The organism is Nonomuraea aridisoli (genome assembly GCF_003236395.1).
Classification (GTDB): Bacteria; Actinomycetota; Actinomycetes; order Streptosporangiales; family Streptosporangiaceae; genus Nonomuraea; species Nonomuraea aridisoli.
In genome coordinates this window covers 1-17,448 of record NZ_POUD01000200.1, presented here as the reverse complement: position 1 = coordinate 17,448, position 17,448 = coordinate 1, and the positions used below count along the sequence as shown (strand labels likewise).

Sequence of the window (17,448 nt, the reverse complement as noted above, 5' to 3'; positions counted from 1 at the left end):
GGGGTGGCGTGGGGGCTGCTGGCCGCGTGGGCGGTGCACGACGCCGAGGAGCTGGCGACGATGGCGGGCTGGACGCGCCGGGCGCGGCCCCGGCTGGAGCGGCACGTGCCGTGGGTGCCATGGGAGCGGCTGGACATGTCGCAGCGGCACGTGAACACGGCCATCGCCCTCATGGGCGGCGTCGTCGCGGTGGCCGCCGCGACGGGCGCGCGCACCGGCGGGCAGAGCGCGACGTTCCAGGCGGTGCTGGCCGGCTTCGGGCTGCACGGGGTGGGTCATCTGGTCCAGGCCGCCGTGACCCGCGGCTACACGCCGGGCGCGGTGACCGCTCCCCTGGTCGTGATCCCGTACGCGCTGTGGGGGTGGCGGCGACTACGTCAGGCGGACGTGCCGACCGCCGCCGGCCCCTCCGGCGCGACCGCGCTCGCCGCGTTCCCGCTGGTCCTCGGGGGCGTTCACGCCCTCGCCCACGTCCTCACCCGGCGCCGCCCCGCTGAGTGATCACGGCGGCGAAGGCCTCGGCCACGGGGCGCCAGGTGGCGGTCAGGCGGTGTTCGGCGGCCTCGACCTCGGCGTCGAGGTCGGCGGCCGACTCCAGGTCGGAGGAGGCCGTCCAGGAGGCGAAGATGTCGGGGGTGGCCTCCGGGTGGAACTGCACGGCCCAGGCGGCCTCGCCCAGCCGGTAGGCCTGGTTCGGGTACTGGGAGCCGGTCATGAGCGGCACCGCGCCCTCGGGCAGGCGGGTCATGGCGTCCTGGTGGTACTGGACGGCGACGGCCGTGCCGACGCCCGACAGGAGGCGGTCGGAGGCGGCTGCGGGCAGCGCGACCACCTCGCACAATCCCACCTCCAGGCCGTTGCCGCCGCGCTCCACGGTCCCGCCGCAGGCCATGGTGAGCAGCTGCGCGCCCAGGCAGACGGCCAGTGTGGGGGTGGACTCCTCGACGGCGCGGCGCAGCAGGTCCCGGGTGGCGGGCTGCCAGGGGCTGCGCTCGTCCTCCCAGGCGGCCGCCGCACCCCCGAGCACGATGAGCCCGTCCGCCGCCCGCTCGGGCACCCGGTCCCCCAGGTACGGCCGGACGACGTCGCACTCCAGCCCCAGCCACTCGGCGAGGTAGCCGAGCCCGGCCTCGGCCTCGTGTTCGATGACAGTGATCCGCATGTCGGCGATCCGCATGTCGGCAATTATCCCGTTTTATGCACCTAAGCCCTCACCCCCATCTCCTCAGAACCCGGCGGGCCCTCCTAAGCTCCGCTCATGAGTCTCAGATTCGATGAGGTGGACGGCCTGCGGATCGCCACGTTCGGCACCGGGCCACGCATGATCATCGCGGTGCACGGCATCTCGGCCTCCCTGATGGCCTGGACGGCCGTCGGCCGGAGCCTGCCGGAAGGCTGGTCGATGGTCGCGATGGACCTGCGCGGGCGCGGCCACAGCGCCTCCCTGCCCGGCCCGTACGGGCTCCCCCGGCACGCCGAGGACGTCCTTCGCGTGGCCGACCACGTAGGGGCGGGCCCCGACGCGGTCCTGACCGGCCATTCGATGGGCGCGTACGTGGCGGCGCTGGCAGCGGCGCGGCGCGCGTTCGGCCGCGTGGTGCTCGTGGACGGCGGCCTCCCGCTGCCGCTGCCCCCGGGCGCCGACCCGGACGCCGCGCTGGCGGCCACGCTGGGCCCGGCGCTGGAGCGGCTGCGGCGGACGTTCCCCTCGGCGGGGGCGTACGTGGACTTCTGGAAGGCGCACCCGGCCTTCGCCGGCCCGCAGTGGAACGCCGACGTGGAGAACTACGTCCGCTACGACCTGACGGGGCCGGAGGGCGCGCTGCGGTCGCGGGCCGTCGGGGAGGCGGTGATGGAGGACGGCCGCTGGATGCATCTGGAAGCGAAGGCGATCGAGGCCGCACTGACGTCGATCACCGCGCCGCTGCGCCTCCTGCGGGCGCCGCGCGGGCTGCTGGACCAGTCCCCCGGCCTGCTGCCCGACGACCTGGCCCGCCCCTGGACCGCCCGGCTGCCGGAGCTGCGGGACGAGGTCGTGCCGGGCTGCAACCACTACACGATCCTGTTCGACGAACGCTGCGTCGCCACCGTCGTCGACCGCCTCACGTCGGAGGCCGGCTGAGCGCGTACCGAAAGCGAAAGGCCCCCGGCGGGAACCGGGGGCCTCGCCGAAGGAGAGGTCAGCGCGGGGCGATCCAGGTGGCGCGGCCGGCGGCCACCAGCGTGCCGTCCACCTCGTAGATGGCGCTCTGCCCGAACATCTTACGGCCGTCGCGGCCGGTCGGGCGGGCCACCACGGAGTAGCGGCCGCCGGGCAGGACCGGACGGTGGATCTGCAGCGCGAGCCGGCCGAGCAGCGCCGTCTCGCCCGGGCCGAAGTGGGCCCAGCCGGTGATGCAGTCGAGCACGGCGCCCACGATCGAGGCGGGCACGCCGTCGTCGCCCGTCACCGTGAACGGCACCCGCCACCCGGCCGCGACCAGGTCGGTGCCGGCCACCGGGCCGGGGAAGATGCGCAGGCCGTCACCGGGCTCGCGCAGCCCGCAGGCGAAGCACTCGGCGAACGGGTGGGCCTTCAGGCCCACGAAGCCGGCCTCGGCCTTGGCCGCGTCGGTGAACGGCACGAACCCCGGCCCCTCCAGGTTTTCGGCCACGGGGATGGCCTCGACGAGGAGCTGGTCGCCGCGGGAGAGGGACACGGAGTTGGCCAGGTGCTCCAGCCGCAACTCCGTCTCGAGGGGAGTGGGCGCGTGGAGCGTGACCTCGACGGCTGATCGACCGTCGTTCAACGCCTCCGCCATGGCTCCCGCGATCCAGCCGCCGTTGGCGACGCCGACGGGACCACGGAAACGCTGAGGAACGGTCAACACGGTCTGCAGGGCAGCCGTCGTCATGCCTCACCCTCCTCCATCGCCACATAAGACGATAAGTCCGGAAATTCAATAAAGAGCACGCCGATTTTACTCGACGACAGGATTGCCTAAGTGGTGGGGGTCCTGTGACTGCTCAACACTCCTCCATAACGCCTCAAAGGGGCCCGAAACTTCCCGACCCCGGCCTGGGGCGACCGGTCACGAGGGGCACCGCGAAGCTATAAGCCGGCGGTCGCCCGGACGTGACGCGAGGGTCAGAAGCAACGAAAATCGGCCTCACCCCGCACCGCTGGCGGGAGTGAGGCCGATCAAGGCGTTGGGCAGTACCTTATCCCGCCTTTCCCGCCCCCGCGACCAATCCGCCGATTCCGCACCCGCACACCGGGAGAACGCCCGCCCGGCACCCCGGAGTGCGCGTCTTGGCGCGAAGTCGGTGAGGCTGGGGGCGATGGCGGCCTATGCTGACGCGGCGGGCCCGGACGGCGGATCATGCGGGGGTGAGCCTGTGCACGGCGCGAGGTTGAGGTTTCCCCCGGGATCCCTGGTGATGCTGACGGGGCTGCCGGGCGCGGGCAAGACCACGTTGCTGCGCCGCCTGTACGGCCAGGACGTGGAGAGCCGCCCCGTCACCGCCGGCACCACCGTGGTGATCGACTCGGCGCAGGCCAGGAGGCAATGGGACGACCGGCTCACCTGGGCCCCGTACCGGGTGCGCCGCGTCTTCATCTTCGCCACCCACGTGCGGGGCATCCGCCGGGCGCTGGCCGGCGGCCACGCGGTGATCGCCCACCAGCGCGGCTGCGGCAGGCACGTGCTGCACGCCTTCGCCCTGCTCGCGCGCCTGCACGGCGCGAGTCTCCACCTGCTCCTGCTGGACGCGCCCGCGGACGAGGCGCTGGCCGGGCAGGTGACGCGCGGCCGGGTGGTGCCCCCGCGGACGTTCGCCCGCCACCGCCGCCGCTGGGAGAGCCTGCTGGCACGGGTCAAGAACGGCGACCCGGCCCCGGCGTCCGGCGCACGCGTCATCGACCGCGCCGAGGCGGGGCTGCTGGAGGCCATCGTCTTCGACGACTCCCGCGCCGCCGCTCCGCCGCGCGTCGAGTGATTCTCCGCCGCGTGTCGATCCGGGCCCGCCCCGTTCGTCCAGGGGATGACGAAAGGAGAATCCCGTGAAGCAGTACGTGCTGACCATCTACCAGCCCGACGGCCCGCCGCCCGGCCCCGAGGTGCGACGGCGGCGGCGCGGCCCTTCGCGCCGAGCTTGCCGTAGATGTGGGTGAGGTGGCTCTTGACGGTGGCCTCGCTGATGAACAGCTCGGCGGCGATCTCCCGGTTGGACGACCCTCTCAGCCGGTCCACTTCGGTGATCGCCATGCCCCGAGGATCTCCCGCCGTCCGATCGGCTGATACGTCCGTCCGACCCCCGACGAGTAGTCTCCTGGGGATGGCGGATGAAGAGGTCTTGCAGAACACACCCCACCGCAGGGTGGTACGTGTGGGAGACACCGTCCGCAGGCCGACGCATCCGTGGACGCCCGCCGTTCACGCCTTGCTCCGGCATCTGGAGGAGGTGGGTTACCCCTGCTCACCGCGCGTGCTCGGCATCGACGAACAGGGCCGGGAGGTCCTGACTTACCTCGACGGCCGATCAGGCGCTGAAAGCTGGCCCAAAGTGGTCGGTGACGCAGGTCTCGTTTCCGTCGCCCGTCTGCTGCGTGACTATCACGACGCGGTCGCCGGCTTTCGCCCGACGGATCGACTCATCTGGTGCACGGGCGAAACCGGGTTGGGCGACGGCGAGCTTGTCTGTCATGGGGACTTCGGTCCCTGGAACATCGTCTGGGGAGGGGACCGTCCGGTCGGGATCATCGATTGGGACCACGCCCGGCCGGCGGATCGCCTGCACGATGTCGCATACGCGCTCGAATACCTTGCGCCGTTCCGCGACGACGCCGAATGTCACCGCTGGCTGGGCTACCTCCAGCCGCCCGACAGACGTCGCCGGCTGGAACTGTTCGCCACCGCGTACGGACTGACCTCCGTCGAGGGCCTGGTGGATGCCGTCATCGACGTCCAGCGGCGCGGCATCGAGCTGGTCCGTGCCCTGGCGAGAGCGGGAGCGCAGCCGCAAGCCCGCTGGGTCGCCGACGGCCATGCGGAAGAGCTGGAGCGCAGACTCGCCTGGAGCCTGGCCCACCGTCACCTGTTCGACGCGCCGTGACGTCCGAAGACCGCCCTCTCCGGTGAGGCTTTCCCAGTCACCGGAGAACGGTCGTCGGCGAAGAATTCCGGCGGTTCAGAGGATGGGCAGGTAGCGGCCCAGCTCGAACTCGGTGACCGTGCGGCGGTATTCGTTCCACTCGGCGCGCTTGTTGCGCAGGAAGAAGTCGAAGACGTGCTCGCCCAGCGTCTCGGCGACCAGCTCGCTGCGCTCCATGACCGAGATCGCCTCGTCGAGCGAGCCCGGCAGCGGCTGGATGCCGAGAGCGCGCCGCTCGGCGCTGGTGAGCGTCCAGACGTTGTCCTCGGCGGCGGCGGGCAGCTCGTAGCTCTCCTCGATGCCCTTCAGGCCGGCCGCCAGGATCAGCGCGAACGCGAGGTACGGGTTGCACGCCGAGTCGAGCGAACGGAACTCGATGCGGGTCGAGCCGCCCTTGTGCGGCTTGTACATCGGCACCCGGACGAGCGCCGAACGGTTGTTGTGGCCCCAGCACACGTAGGAGGGGGCCTCGCCGCCCTGGCCGGCGATGGCCTCGGCGCCGCCCCAGAGCCGCTTGTAGGAGTTGACCCACTGGTTGGTGATGGCGGTGATCTCGGCGGCGTGCCGGAGCAGCCCCGCGATGAACGACCGCCCGACCTTGGACAGGCGGAAGTCGGAGCCCGCCTCGTAGAAGGCGTTGCGGTCGCCCTCGAACAGCGACATGTGGGTGTGCATGCCGGAGCCCGGGTGCTCGGTGAACGGCTTGGGCATGAACGAGGCCCAGATGCCCTGCTCCAGCGCGACCTCCTTCATGACCAGGCGGAAGGTCATGATGTTGTCGGCCGTGGTGAGCGCGTCGGCGTAGCGCAGGTCGATCTCCTGCTGGCCGGGGGCGCCCTCGTGGTGGCTGAACTCGACGGAGATGCCCATCGACTCCAGCATCATGATCGCCTGGCGGCGGAAGTCGTGGCCGGCGCTGTGGGGCGTGTGGTCGAAGTAGCCGCCGGAGTCGATCGGCTCGGGCCGCGTGCCCTGCTCGGGGCGGTTCTTCAGCAGGAAGAACTCGATCTCCGGGTGGGTGTAGAAGGTGAAGCCCATGTCGGCGCACTTGGCGAGCGTGCGCTTGAGCACCCAGCGCGGGTCGGCGTGGGACGGCGAGCCGTCGGGCATGAGGATGTCGCAGAAGATGCGCGCGGAGCCCGGCGCCTCGCTGCGCCAGGGCAGGATCTGGAACGTCGACGGGTCGGGCTTGGCGAGCATGTCGGACTCGTAGACGCGCGCGAAGCCCTCGATGGCCGAGCCGTCGAACCCGATGCCCTCGGCGAAGGCGCCCTCCAGCTCGGCGGGCGCGATGGCGACGGACTTGAGGAAGCCGAGCACGTCAGTGAACCACAGCCGGATGAACCGGATGTCGCGTTCCTCGAGCGTGCGGAGCACGAACTCCTGCTGGCGGTCCAAGGCATCCCCTCGTGAAGACAGAACAGGTCTCCTATCAGGATGCCGTGTCCGTGTTTCGCACAGGTTACGGGGGCCGCCGGTGCGAGCCTCGCTGACAAAGGGCCCCGCCCGACCTACTGTGATCAACGCAGTCAGTCTCGGGGGAGGCATCAGTGGCCATCGACCTGCTCAATCACAAGCTGGATCGGGCATTCGACCACATCGACGCGGGCGGGAACGGCGTCGTGGAGCGTGAGGACCTGCTGGGGCTGGGCGCCCGCATCCTGGTGGGCTTCGGCGAGTCCCCCACCTCGGTCACCGGGGCGAGCCTCGTGGACGGCTTCGACGGCATCTGGTGCACCCTGGCGGAGGCGCTGGAGCGCGACGTCGACTCCGGCATCACGCGGCAGGAGTTCCGTACGGCGATGACGGCGGCGTTCGTCACCGGCGACCGGTACGAGCCGGTGTTCCACCCGGCGGTGGTGGCGATGGCCGAGCTGTGCGACGACGACCGTGACGGCGAGATCGGGCCGAAGGAGTTCCGGACGATGCTGAGCGCCTTCGGTGTGGCCTACGACGACGTGGACGAGGCGTTCGACCGGCTCGACGTGGCGGGGCGGGGGGTGCTCACCGTGGCCCAGCTGGTGGCCGCGTTCTCGGACTACTACCGGAGCGACGACCCCAACGCGGCCGGAAACTGGCTTTTCGGCCCACTGTGAAGGTCGCTGTGAAGATCATCGCGACGGCCCCACTGTGAAGATCCCAGTGTGAGGCCGCTGTGAGGGCTTCGGCGAAGCCCTGTTGACGCCCCGGTGAAAGCCCCCCGGCGACGGCCCCGAGTGATGTCCCGTACGACGTCGCGGTGACGGCCGCTGCGCAGGTCCCGTTCCAAGCCCCTTGAAACCCCTGTGAGCAACCATGACCACCACCACCGTGTTCGCCACCGTACGCACCACCGTGCGCACCGCGTTGCGTTCGGCCCTGACCTCCGTGCTGCCGCTGCCGCGCAGGGGCGCCTCGGCGGCCATGACGCTGCTGCCGCTGATCGAGCGGGTGCCCGCGATGGCGGCGCCGTCCCGGATGCACCCCGCCGTGTACGCGATCGAGGCCGCGGTCCTCGACTGGGCCAGGCGCACCGGCCTGCGGGCCGATCCCGGGGTCGGCTACCACCGGATGGCGGGCCGGGCGTTCGCCGAGTTCGACGCGGCCGCGGCGGCGCTGTTCGCGCAGTGGCTGACCTGGCTGTTCCACCTGGACGACGAGCTGGACGAGCGTTCGGGCCCGCTGGACGTCTTCCACGGCCTGCTCAAGGGCACGGCGCGGCACCCGTTGGAGGCGGCGTTCGCCGACCTGTGGCGGGTGACCAGCGCGCGGATGAGCGACCGGTGGCGGGGCAGGTTCGCGGTGGGGCTGCAGCGCCAGTACGACGCCTGCCGGGCCGAGGCCGACAACCGGGCGACGGGCCGGATGCCGGCCCTGGAGGACTATCCGGAGCTGCGCAGGGGGACGGTCGGCCCGTACCTGTACGACCTGGTCGAGCCGTGCCTGCGGGTGGAGGTGCCGGCCTGGTTCCACGCCTGCGGGCCGTGGCAGGAGCTCGTGAACGCCTGCAGCGACATCACGGCGTGGTGCAACGACGTGGCCTCGCGGCCGAAGGAGCGCGGCGACGCGCACAACTTCGTCGTGCTGGCGATGCGCCAGCTCGACCTGGGCGAACGGGAGGCGACGGCGTGGGTGCTCGACCGGATCGCCGAGCGCTGCCAGGACATGCGCCAGGCCGCCCTTCGGCTGCCGCTCGACGACCTCGACCTGAAGACGGCCAGGGACGTCAGCAAGGTCGCCTGCGCCTACCTGGCCGCGCCCCGCGCCCACCTCGACTGGCTCCTGGAGACCAAGCGCTACGCCTGAGCGGTCAGGACGAGCCGGCGGTGAGCATGTCGCCGGCGAGGGTGCGGCGGTAGACGACCTGCTTGCCGACCCGCATCCCGACGGCGAGCCCGCCGGCCTTGAGCACGCCGAGGTGCTGGCTGACGGCGCCAGGGGTGAGCGCCATGCGGGAGGCCAGCGCGGAGGTGGTGGCGGGCTCGCCGATGGCGAGCAGGATCCGCGCCCGGCTGCTGCCGATGAGCGCGGCGAGCGCGCCGGGCGCCGGCGGCGGCCCCTGCTCCCACAACGTGCCGACCCCCTGCACGGGGTAGACGAGCATCGACTGGTACGGCGCCGACATCACGGCCACCGACGGCCAGTAGAACGCGCTGGGCACGAGAACGAGCCCGTCGCCGTGCAGGCCGCCGCTCGCGCACCAGGGCCGGTCGATGAGCAGCCGCTCCCCCGTCCACGTCACGGCGGGGTCGAGCCCGTCGAACAACTGCCGCGCCCCGCCCTGCGCCAGCTCCCGCGATCGGCGCAGCACGTCGCGCTCCAGCAGCGCGTACACGCGGGGCCAGAATTCCGCGAAGCACGTCTCCCAGTACTCCTCCAGCGCGTCGGCGACCCTGGCCACGCCCGCCGCGGGGTCGGCGAGGAAACGTTCGATCACGGCCCGGTCGGTGCCGGCCACGATGGCGGCCTCCGTGCGGGCCCGCTCCGGGTCGGTGCTCCTGACCCGGTCGAGCTCGGTGGCGAAGTCGGGGATCGGCGTGTCGGGCGGCGGGGTGATGAAGTCGGCCAGGTAGCCGGACGGCGGGACGAGGGCGAACAGCTCCGACAGGTCGAGCCCGGCCAGCCGGGGCCGGACGGCCTTGAGCCAGGGCAGGTGCATCGACTGCCGGGCGGGCTGCTGCAGGGTGCGCAGGCTGGCGACGAGCTCCCACATCGGGGAGAAGGCGAACCGGATGCGGGCGACGTCTTCCGGCTTCAGCGCCCAGGTGATGGACATCGTTTTAGTGTGCGCTAAATCGTTCGCGCCACAAAATCCGACATATCAAGGTTTGGCGCGTGTCGAGCGTATCTGTGGAGAAGCCGTCGTTCCTGCGTGCCCAGATCGGCGGGCTGCCCCGCCCGTTCTGGGCCCTGTGGAGCGGCACGCTGGTGAACCGCCTGGGGACCATGGTCCTGCCCTTCACCGGCGTCTACCTGACTCAGAGCCGCGGCCTGTCGGTGGCCGCGGCGGGCCTGGTCATGGCCGTGTACGGGGCGGGCTCGCTGCTGTCGCAGCCGCTCGCCGGCGTGCTCGCCGACCGGATCGGCCGGCGGGCCACGCTGTCCGGCGGCATGCTGGCCACCGGCGCGGCCATGCTGGCGCTCGGCTACAGCGCCTCGCTGCCGGCGATCCTGGCCTCGATGTTCGTGCTCGGCCTGGTGATCGACGTCTACCGGCCGGCCTCCAACGCCCTGGTCGCCGACCTGGTCTCCCCCGCGGAGCGGCCCCGGGCGTACGGGCTGCTCTTCTGGGCGATCAACCTCGGGTACGCGGTCGGCATGACGGCCGGCGGGTGGCTGGCCGGGGTCGGGTTCGTCTGGTTGTTCTGGATCGACGCGCTGTCGTGCGTGGCGTTCGCCGCGCTCGTGTGGCGGGCGGTGCCGGAGACGCGGCCGACGGTGGAGCGGGCGACGGGCGGGTTCGGCGTGGTGCTGCGCGACCGGGTGATGCTCGGCTTCACCCTGGTCGCGCTGGGGAACGCGCTGGTCTACTCGCAGACGATGACCATGCTGCCGGTGGCGATGACCGAGGTCGTGAAGCTGTCGTCCGGCGAGTACGGCCTGGCCATGGCGCTGAACGGCGTGCTCATCGTGGTCGCCCAGCCGCTGGTGTCGGCGTGGCTGGGCCGCAGGGACCCCGCGCGGACGCTCGCCCTTGGGCTGGCGATCATGGGGGCCGGGTTCGCCATGACCGCGTTCGTGACCAGCGTGCTCGGGCTCGCGGCGACGATCGCGGTGTGGACGGCCGGGGAGATCATCACGGCCGGCATCCCGGGGGCCGTCGTGGCCGCGCTGGCGCCCGCCGAACTGCGGGGGCGGTACTCGGGGCTGTTCGGGTTCGCCTGGTCGCTGTCGGCGGTGCTGGCGCCGCTGATGGGCGGCGCGCTGCTGGAGATCGGCCCGCGCACGCTGTGGTTCACGATCGGCGGCATCGGCGTCCTCTCGGCCGTCGGCATGCTCCTGCTCGGCCCCGCCATCAGACGCCGCTGACCGGCGCGCCCGGGGCGCGTTGAGAAAATTTTGATCGCACGTTGGCAGCCGCCCGATAATTTTTCGCCCCAGTAGGGGGTGGAAGGGCGGGGTGCGATGCGTCACGCGGGGCAGGCGCGGGGCGTGGCGATCGGGATGGCCACGGTCGCCGTGGTGTGCGAGCTGGCCAACATCTGGGTGACGGCGCAGTTGCCGCCGTCGCCGTACACGCCGCTGCCGTTCGCTCCGGAGGACATGGCGGGCACGGCGTTCCCGGTCTTCGGGGCGATCCTGGTCCACAGCAGGCCGCGACTGGTGATCGGGTGGCTGCTGTGCGCCGGCGGGCTGAGCGCCGCGGCCGGGATCCTGGCGGCCAATCTCCACCACCACCTGTACGGCGACCCGCCCCTCGCCTGGCGCCCCTTCGTCAACCTCACCTGGAACGTCCTGCAGCTCACCCTCGGCGTGCTGCTCCCGCTCCTGTATCCCACCGGCCGGCTGCTGTCGAGGCGCTGGCGCTGGGTGGTGGGGCTCGCCGTGCTCGGGATGGCCCTCGACTGGGCCGCGGTGCTCGGCGGGCAGAAGGCGTTCAGGGAGCCGGCGCACTGGATGGTGTCGGCGGCGATGGCGCTGGCGTTCCTCTCGCTCGCCGTACGGTTCCTGCGCGGCGACGCGGTGGAGCGGCGGCAGCTGCTGTGGCTGCTGGTGGCGCTGCCCGGGCTGCTCGTCCCCTGGATGCTGGGCGATCCGGTCTGGTGGGTGGCCACGCTGTTCATCCCGCTGATCCCGGCGGCGATCGCGGTGGCGGTGCTGTGTCACCGGCTGTTCGGCATCGACACGCTGATCAGCAGGGCGCTGGTGGGCACGGGCCTCGCGATCGTCATGACCGGCGTGTACGTCGCGGCGAGCGCCGCCTCCAGCCTGTTCCTGTCGGCGGTGGACCCGGTGGCGGGGGTCGCGGCGGCGGTGTTCGCCGGGGCCGCGTTCCAGCCGATGCGGCGGGTGCTGCAGCGCGGCGTGGACCGCCTGCTGTACGGCAGCACCGGCGTTCCGGAGGCGCTGGCCGGGCGGCTGCGGCACCGCCTGCAACACGCCGACCCGGTGCACGGGCTGCTGGCCACGCTGGAGACGCTGCGCGAGGGCCTGTCGGTGACGGGCGTGGCGGTGGAGCTGGACGGCACGACCACCACCTCGGGCGGCATCGGCGCGCCGGCGAGGACGATCCCGCTGGTGTGGCACGGGGAGCCGGTCGGGCTGCTGCTGGTCGGGCCGACCGACCGGCGCAGGTTCCCGGCCGCGCACGACGAGCGGGTGATCGCCACGCTGACCCCGTACATCGCCGACGCGGCGCACGCCGTGCGGCTGACCGCCGCGCTGCAGCGCTCGCGCGAGCGCATCCTGACCGCGCGCGAGGAGGAACGCCGGCGGTTGCGCCGCGACCTGCACGACGGGCTCGGCCAGTCGCTCACCGGCATGGCCATGGCCGTGAACACCGCGCGGCTGGCCGTGCGCGGCTCGCCCGAGCACGCCGACCGGCTGCTGGCCGGGCTGCGCGCCGGCATGGACGCGGTGACCGGCGACATCAGGCAACTCGTGTACGGCCTGCGCCCGCCGGCGCTCGACGAGCTGGGCCTGGCCGGGGCCGTCGAGGAGCTGGCCGGCACGCCGGTCGAGGTCAGCGGCGACCTGTCGGGGCTGCCCGCGGCGGCCGAGGTGGCCGCGTACCGGATCGTGCAGGAGGCGCTGACGAACGCGCGCAAGCACTCCGGCGCCACCCGCGTCACCATCACCCTGCGGCGCGACGACCGGTTGCGGGTGACCGTCGCCGACGACGGCGCCGGGATCCCGCCGGACGCGCGGCCGGGCGTCGGGCTCGGCTCGATGCGGGAGCGGGCCGCCGAGCTCGGCGGCACCTGCGTCGTACGGGACGCCGAGGGAGGGGGAACCGTGGTGCACGCGGAGCTCCCGCTGTGAAATTTCGCCATATGCCGGGATGCGTTCTCCCTCTACAGTTACGCCTGACATGCTGACCTTCACCGCGCTCGGACCGTTCCATGCCTGGTCCGGCGGCGCCCCACTCGACCTCGGCGGCCAGCGGCAACGGGCGGTGCTCGCGCGCCTGCTCGTCGCCGGCGGGCACGCCGTGCCCGTGCACGCCCTCATCGACGACCTGTGGCCGGGCAACCCGCCCGCGCAGGCGCTGTCCACGATCCAGGGGTACGTCTCCCGGCTGCGCCGCGCGCTCGAACCCGGGCGCGCGCCCCGGGAGGAGGCCGAGGTGCTGGTCTCCGCGCCGCCCGGGTACGCGCTGCGGGCCCGTACCGAGCAGGTGGACGCCTGGCGCTTCGAGCAGCTGGTGAAGTCCGAGGGCACGCCGGCGCAGGTGTGGGCGGGCATGGAGACCGCGCTCGGGCTGTGGCGGGGGCCGGCGTTGGCCGAGTTCGGGGAGCTGAGCTGGGCCGTGACGGAGGCGGGACGGCTGGAGGAGCTGCGGCTCATCGCCGTCGAACGCCGGGCCGGCGCCGGGCTCGCTCTCGGCCGCGCCACCGCGCTGGTCGCCGACCTGGAGGCGCACGCCTCCGCGCACCCGCTGCGCGAGGAGGCCTGGCGGCTGCTCGCCGTGGCGCTCTACCGGATGGGACGCCAGGGCGACGCGCTGGCGGCGCTGCGCAGGGCGCGCGCGGTGTGGCGGGACGAGCTGGGCCTGGATCTGACGGCCGGGCTGAAGCGGCTGGAGGCCGACATGCTGGCCCAGCGGCTGGACGAGCCGCCGCCGGCCGTGTCTTCCTCTCTTTCTGGGCCATCTTCCGGGTCGGAGCTGCGTGTGCTGGTGGCCGATGACCAGGCCGTGGTGCGGGCGGGGCTGCGTGCCGTACTGGAGGCCGAGCCCGGGGTGGCGACGGCGGGTGAGGCCGCCGACGGCGAGGAGGCCATCGCGCGGGTGCGCGAGACGCGGCCCGACGTGGTGCTGCTCGACATCCAGATGCCGCGCCTGGACGGCCTGGCCGCCGCGCGCCGGATCCTGGCCGAGCCGAAGCCGCCGAAGGTCGTCATGATGACCACGTTCGGCAGTGACGAGAATCTGTACGCGGCGCTGCGGGCGGGCGTGAGCGGGTTCGTGCTGAAGACGTCGCCGCCTGAGCAGTACCTGGCGGCGATCAGGGCGGCGGCGGCCGGCGACGCGCTCATCGACCCGGCGGTCACCACCCGGCTGATCGCGGCGTTCGCCGGGCGGGCCGATCCGGCGGTCCCGCCGGCGCTGGCCGGGCTCACCGACGACCGTCTCGACGTGCTGAAACTCGTCGCGCGGGGGCTCAGCAACCGGCAGATCGGGCAGACGCTCGCGCTGCCGGAGGAGGAGGTGAGCCTGGTGGTCAAGGCGCTGCTGGAGCACCTGGAGCTGGTGGACCGGGCGCAGCTCGTGATGGCCGCGTACGAGTCCGGACTTGTCACGCCTGGAGCGTCAAGCGGGAAATAGCAGACTTTTCGTCGCTTTGACGATAAAAATCTGGACATACTAGGCTTATCGCGTGGCACAACTGCGCATCGCCCTGGCCCAGACCAATCCGACCGTCGGCGACCTGAGCTCCAACGCGGACAAGCTCGTCGCGTGGACCCGCGACGCCGCCGAACGCGGGGCCCACCTCGCCGTCTTCACCGAGATGTTCCTCACCGGCTACCCGGTCGAGGACCTCGTGCTGCGCACGTCCTTCGTGGACGCCAGCATCCGGACGCTGGAGGAGGTGGCGCGCAGACTGCATCGCGAGGGGCTCGGCGACCTGCCCGTGGTGGTCGGCTACGTCGACCGCGCCGGCCTCGCGCCCCGCGTGGGCCAGCCCAAGGGCGCCCCGCTCGACGCGGCCGCGCTGCTGCACCGCGGCGAGGTGGTCACCAGGACGGCCAAGCACCACCTGCCGAACTACGGCGTGTTCGACGAGTACCGCTATTTCGTGCGCGGCGACCGACTGCCGATCTTCCGGCTGCACGGCGTGGACATCGCCATCGCGGTGTGCGAGGACCTGTGGCGGGAGGGCGGCCCCGTCTCCGTCGTGGGCCGCGCCGGCGCCGGGCTGCTGGTGTCGCCGAACGCCTCGCCGTACGAGAAGGAGAAGGACGACGTACGGCTGGAGCTGTGCGGGCGCAGGGCCCGTGAGGCCGGGTGCGCGCTCGTCTACGTCAACCAGGTCGGCGGGCAGGACGAGCTGGTCTTCGACGGCGACTCCCTCGTGGTCGACGCCACCGGCGAGCTGGTGGCGCGGGCCGCGCAGTTCGAGGAGGAGCTGCTGGTCGTCGACCTCGACGGCCTGCCGGTGTCGGACGCCGAGCCCGGCGCCTTCCCCTACGACGCGGGCGACGGCACCACCATTACGGTCGACCGCCTGGTGCTGTCGCCTGAGCCGCTCGCGGCGTACGAGCCGGCGCCCGCCCGCGTCGCCGAGGCGCTCGACCCGCACGGCGAGGTCTACTCCGCGCTGGTGCTCGCGGTGCGCGACTACGTCGCCAAGAACGGCTTCCAGTCGGTCATCCTGGGCCTGTCGGGCGGCATCGACTCGGCGCTGACCGCGACGATCGCCGCCGACGCCATCGGCCCCTCGCGCGTCAACGTCGTGCTCATGCCCTCGCGCTACTCCTCCGACCACTCGCTGGCCGACGCCGAGGAACTGGTGCGCCGGCAGGGCGTCACGTCGCAGATCGTGCCGATCGCCGACATCGTCAACGCGTACGAGAAGGAGATCGAGCTGTCGGGCCTGGCGGCGGAGAACCTCCAGGCGCGGGTGCGCGGCATGATCCTCATGGGTCTGTCGAACCAGCACGGCCACCTGGTGCTGACCACGGGCAACAAGAGCGAGCTGGCCACCGGCTACTCCACCCTCTACGGCGACTCGGCCGGCGGCTTCGCGCCGATCAAGGACGTGCCGAAGACGATGGTGTGGGAGCTGGCGCGCTGGCGCAACGCCCACACCCGGCCCGGTTTCCTGCTGCAGGCCGAGCGGCCGATCCCGGAGAACTCGATCACCAAGGAGCCGAGCGCCGAGCTGCGGCCCGACCAGCGCGACACCGACTCCCTGCCGCCTTACGAGGTGCTCGACCGGCTGCTCGACGACTACGTGGAGAAGGACATGGGCTCGCAGGAGCTCATCGCGGCCGGGCACGACCCCGCGCTGGTGACACGGGTGATCAGGCTGGTGGACCTGGCGGAGTACAAGCGGCGGCAGTATCCGCCGGGGCCGAAGATCACGCCGAAGAACTTCGGCCGCGACCGCCGCCTGCCCATCACCAACCGCTGGCGCGAGACCACGTCGTAACCCGTACGGTCACCCCGTGGCGCGGACCTTGCGGGCGGGCAGGTCGATGACGGCGATCTCGCCCTTCGACGCGTACACGGCGATGTCCGGCGACAGCGCGCTGTCCACTATCACCGTCATCCGCGCGTGGCCGGTTCGCCGCGGCGAGTCCACGCTGTCCACCCGGGCGTCGTCCGCGAGCACCCGGCCCTGGCGGACGGCGGCGCCGCCGGTGCCGGAGCCCGGGGTGTGCACGATGCGCACCCGGGCTCCGGACTGCAGGCCGTAGGGGAACCGGCCCGGTTCGAGCTCCAGGCCGACGCGGGCGCTGCCGCTCGCCGGGGGGCTCGCCTCGGCGCGCTGCGCGGTCGTCCCGCCACCGGCGTCCGCCTGCATCTTCACCACGGCGGTCGTGACGAGGCCGCCGAGGATCAGCAGGAGCAGGGACGCGGCCAGCATCGGGCGGCGTTCCTCGGTCGAGAGCGGCAGGTACTCGAACGGCTCGTCGGCCTTCGGGCCCGCCGGGGTTTCGTGTTTTCTCCACACGGCTTTTCTCCACACGGCTTGCAACAGTGCCGCAAATCATCGGTCGCCGGGTGCGGGCCGGAAGCAGGGGCTCCAGGAATTCCGGCAGCTCTGGCGTAATGCGTAACCGTTGGGTTACGCTTTCTGGGTGGACGAGACGGCTGGGGCGATCGCCGATCCGGTGCGGCGGGAGATCCTCGTGATGCTCAGGTCCGGGCCGATGTCCGCCGGCGAGATCGCCGGGCGGTTCGCGATCAGCAGGCCGGCCGTGAGCCGGCACCTGCGGGTGCTCAGGGAGAGCGGCCTGGTGCGCGCGGAGCTCGCCGGGCGCAGGCGCCTCTACACGCTCGACCCGGGGCCGTTCGCCGAGCTCGCCGGCTGGCTCGCGCAGTTCGCGCGGCCCTCCGGGTGGGAGCACCGCCTCGACGCGCTGGAGACCGAAGTGCACCGGACGCGCCGCGAGCGCCGCCGTCCCGGCGGCGCCGCGGACGGCGGAAAGGAGAGCACGGCATGAGCCCCATCCCCACGGGCCGGTTGTTCCGTACGGACGACGGCTGCGACCTCGTCCTGACCCGCACGTTCCGCGCGCCCGTCGAAGACGTGTGGGCGAGCATCACCGAGCCGGAGCGCACGGCCCGCTGGTTCGGGCCGTGGGAGGGCGAGCCCGCTCCCGGCCGCACCGTCCGGGTCCGGATGTCGTACGAGGAGCAGCAGCCGTGGTACGACCTGCGCATCGACGCCTGCGAACCGCCCCGGCGGCTGGCCCTCTCGTCGCTGGACGAGTTCGGCGCCTGGCACGTCGAGCTGCTGCTGCGCGAGGCCGGCGGCACGACGGAGCTGCGGTTCGTCCAGCACCTGGAGACGGCCGACGGGATCGGCGACATCGGCCCCGGCTGGGAGTACTACCTCGACCTGCTCACCGCCTCCCACGACGGCTCTCCCCCACAGACCTTCGACGCCTACCACCCGACAATGAAGCCGTACTACGAAAACCTGCTCCCCACCCCCTGACCACCAC

Annotated in this window: 17 protein-coding genes and 1 pseudogene; 12 read left to right on the top strand and 6 right to left on the bottom strand. The window is 72.4% G+C overall.

The genetic code is table 11. The features are described from left to right. The coding region (locus tag C1J01_RS34085) for an HXXEE domain-containing protein (protein ID WP_220040233.1) at nt 1-501 on the top strand (501 nt) is incomplete at its 5' end. Here the strand turns inward: C1J01_RS34085 and C1J01_RS34080 are convergent. Continuing rightward, a complete protein-coding gene (locus C1J01_RS34080) occupies nt 476-1,177 on the bottom strand; it encodes a type 1 glutamine amidotransferase (RefSeq protein WP_235854847.1) in 702 nt (233 codons plus the stop codon). The two genes, C1J01_RS34085 and C1J01_RS34080, sit on opposite strands and share 26 nt — an antisense overlap. Nucleotides 1,178-1,258: 81 nt before the next feature. Here C1J01_RS34080 and C1J01_RS34075 point away from each other — a divergent pair, with 81 nt between their 5' ends. Continuing rightward, nucleotides 1,259-2,122: an alpha/beta hydrolase gene (locus tag C1J01_RS34075; RefSeq protein ID WP_111183082.1), complete on the top strand. Its 864-nt coding sequence runs from the start codon at nt 1,259-1,261 to the stop codon at nt 2,120-2,122. 58 nt (nt 2,123-2,180) lie between these two features. Here C1J01_RS34075 and C1J01_RS34070 read toward each other — a convergent pair whose 3' ends face one another. Next, a complete protein-coding gene (locus tag C1J01_RS34070; RefSeq protein ID WP_111183081.1) occupies nt 2,181-2,894 on the bottom strand; it encodes a PaaI family thioesterase in 714 nt (237 codons plus the stop codon). A gap of 526 nt (nt 2,895-3,420) precedes the next feature. Between C1J01_RS34070 and C1J01_RS34065 the strand changes: the two genes are divergently transcribed. Beyond that, on the top strand, nt 3,421-3,978 hold the full coding sequence (locus C1J01_RS34065) for an AAA family ATPase (RefSeq protein ID WP_235854849.1): 558 nt from the start codon (nt 3,421-3,423) through the stop codon (nt 3,976-3,978). A 122-nt stretch (nt 3,979-4,100) separates the two neighbouring features. On the opposite strand, the pseudogene C1J01_RS34060 reads toward C1J01_RS34065, so the two are convergent. Continuing rightward, nucleotides 4,101-4,217 (bottom strand): annotated as a pseudogene (locus C1J01_RS34060) (response regulator transcription factor); the annotation flags it as partial. Between the two features lie 100 nt (nt 4,218-4,317). On the opposite strand from C1J01_RS34060, the gene C1J01_RS34055 reads away from it, so the two are divergent. Next, a complete protein-coding gene (locus C1J01_RS34055) occupies nt 4,318-5,094 on the top strand; it encodes an aminoglycoside phosphotransferase family protein (RefSeq protein WP_111183085.1) in 777 nt (258 codons plus the stop codon). A gap of 75 nt (nt 5,095-5,169) precedes the next feature. On the opposite strand, the gene C1J01_RS34050 is transcribed toward C1J01_RS34055, so the two are convergent. Then, on the bottom strand, nt 5,170-6,531 hold the full coding sequence (locus C1J01_RS34050; RefSeq protein WP_111183079.1) for a glutamine synthetase family protein: 1,362 nt from the start codon (nt 6,529-6,531) through the stop codon (nt 5,170-5,172). A 152-nt stretch (nt 6,532-6,683) separates the two neighbouring features. On the opposite strand from C1J01_RS34050, the gene C1J01_RS34045 reads away from it, so the two are divergent. Then, entirely contained in the window at nt 6,684-7,229 is a 546-nt protein-coding gene (locus C1J01_RS34045; protein ID WP_111183078.1) for an EF-hand domain-containing protein, read from the top strand. Between the two features lie 199 nt (nt 7,230-7,428). Continuing rightward, entirely contained in the window at nt 7,429-8,418 is a 990-nt protein-coding gene (locus C1J01_RS34040) for a terpene synthase family protein (protein ID WP_181449112.1), read from the top strand. 4 nt (nt 8,419-8,422) lie between these two features. Here C1J01_RS34040 and C1J01_RS34035 read toward each other — a convergent pair whose 3' ends face one another. Next, nucleotides 8,423-9,388: a DUF5937 family protein gene (locus tag C1J01_RS34035; RefSeq protein ID WP_111183077.1), complete on the bottom strand. Its 966-nt coding sequence runs from the start codon at nt 9,386-9,388 to the stop codon at nt 8,423-8,425. Between the two features lie 59 nt (nt 9,389-9,447). Here C1J01_RS34035 and C1J01_RS34030 point away from each other — a divergent pair, with 59 nt between their 5' ends. The 4 genes from C1J01_RS34030 (at nt 9,448) to C1J01_RS34015 (ending at nt 15,926) form a co-directional block, all read left to right on the top strand. After that, nucleotides 9,448-10,641, top strand: coding sequence for an MDR family MFS transporter (locus C1J01_RS34030; protein ID WP_111183076.1), 1,194 nt, complete (start codon nt 9,448-9,450; stop codon nt 10,639-10,641). A gap of 96 nt (nt 10,642-10,737) precedes the next feature. Beyond that, nucleotides 10,738-12,594, top strand: a complete 1,857-nt coding sequence (locus C1J01_RS34025; RefSeq protein ID WP_111183075.1) for a sensor histidine kinase — start codon at nt 10,738-10,740, stop codon at nt 12,592-12,594. A gap of 49 nt (nt 12,595-12,643) precedes the next feature. Next, nucleotides 12,644-14,098: a BTAD domain-containing putative transcriptional regulator gene (locus tag C1J01_RS53550; protein WP_111183074.1), complete on the top strand. Its 1,455-nt coding sequence runs from the start codon at nt 12,644-12,646 to the stop codon at nt 14,096-14,098. A 52-nt stretch (nt 14,099-14,150) separates the two neighbouring features. Next, entirely contained in the window at nt 14,151-15,926 is a 1,776-nt protein-coding gene (locus C1J01_RS34015) for an NAD+ synthase (protein ID WP_111183073.1), read from the top strand. A gap of 9 nt (nt 15,927-15,935) precedes the next feature. On the opposite strand, the gene C1J01_RS34010 is transcribed toward C1J01_RS34015, so the two are convergent. After that, nucleotides 15,936-16,451 (bottom strand): hypothetical protein, encoded by a 516-nt coding sequence (locus tag C1J01_RS34010; protein WP_111183072.1) that lies wholly within the window; start codon nt 16,449-16,451, stop codon nt 15,936-15,938. Between the two features lie 127 nt (nt 16,452-16,578). Between C1J01_RS34010 and C1J01_RS34005 the strand changes: the two genes are divergently transcribed. Both C1J01_RS34005 and C1J01_RS34000 read left to right on the top strand, forming a co-directional pair. Further along, entirely contained in the window at nt 16,579-16,944 is a 366-nt protein-coding gene (locus tag C1J01_RS34005; protein WP_111183084.1) for a metalloregulator ArsR/SmtB family transcription factor, read from the top strand. Beyond that, entirely contained in the window at nt 16,941-17,441 is a 501-nt protein-coding gene (locus C1J01_RS34000) for an SRPBCC family protein (protein ID WP_111183071.1), read from the top strand. The genes C1J01_RS34005 and C1J01_RS34000 overlap by 4 nt, the downstream gene beginning before the upstream one ends. Nucleotides 17,442-17,448: the final 7 nt, after the last annotated feature.

Bases quoted from the DNA above. Each gene is read 5' to 3' on its own strand.
- C1J01_RS34055 (WP_111183085.1), top strand. From the start codon at position 4,318: ATGGCGGATGAAGAGGTCTTGCAGAACACACCCCACCGCAGGGTGGTA.
- C1J01_RS34080 (WP_235854847.1), bottom strand. From the start codon at position 1,177: ATGCGGATCGCCGACATGCGGATCACTGTCATCGAACACGAGGCCGAG.
- C1J01_RS34070 (WP_111183081.1), bottom strand. From the start codon at position 2,894: ATGACGACGGCTGCCCTGCAGACCGTGTTGACCGTTCCTCAGCGTTTC.
- C1J01_RS34035 (WP_111183077.1), bottom strand. From the start codon at position 9,388: ATGTCCATCACCTGGGCGCTGAAGCCGGAAGACGTCGCCCGCATCCGG.
- C1J01_RS34065 (WP_235854849.1), top strand. From the start codon at position 3,421: ATGCTGACGGGGCTGCCGGGCGCGGGCAAGACCACGTTGCTGCGCCGC.
- C1J01_RS34040 (WP_181449112.1), top strand. From the start codon at position 7,429: ATGACCACCACCACCGTGTTCGCCACCGTACGCACCACCGTGCGCACC.
- C1J01_RS34000 (WP_111183071.1), top strand. From the start codon at position 16,941: ATGAGCCCCATCCCCACGGGCCGGTTGTTCCGTACGGACGACGGCTGC.
- C1J01_RS34075 (WP_111183082.1), top strand. From the start codon at position 1,259: ATGAGTCTCAGATTCGATGAGGTGGACGGCCTGCGGATCGCCACGTTC.
- C1J01_RS53550 (WP_111183074.1), top strand. From the start codon at position 12,644: ATGCTGACCTTCACCGCGCTCGGACCGTTCCATGCCTGGTCCGGCGGC.
- C1J01_RS34025 (WP_111183075.1), top strand. From the start codon at position 10,738: ATGCGTCACGCGGGGCAGGCGCGGGGCGTGGCGATCGGGATGGCCACG.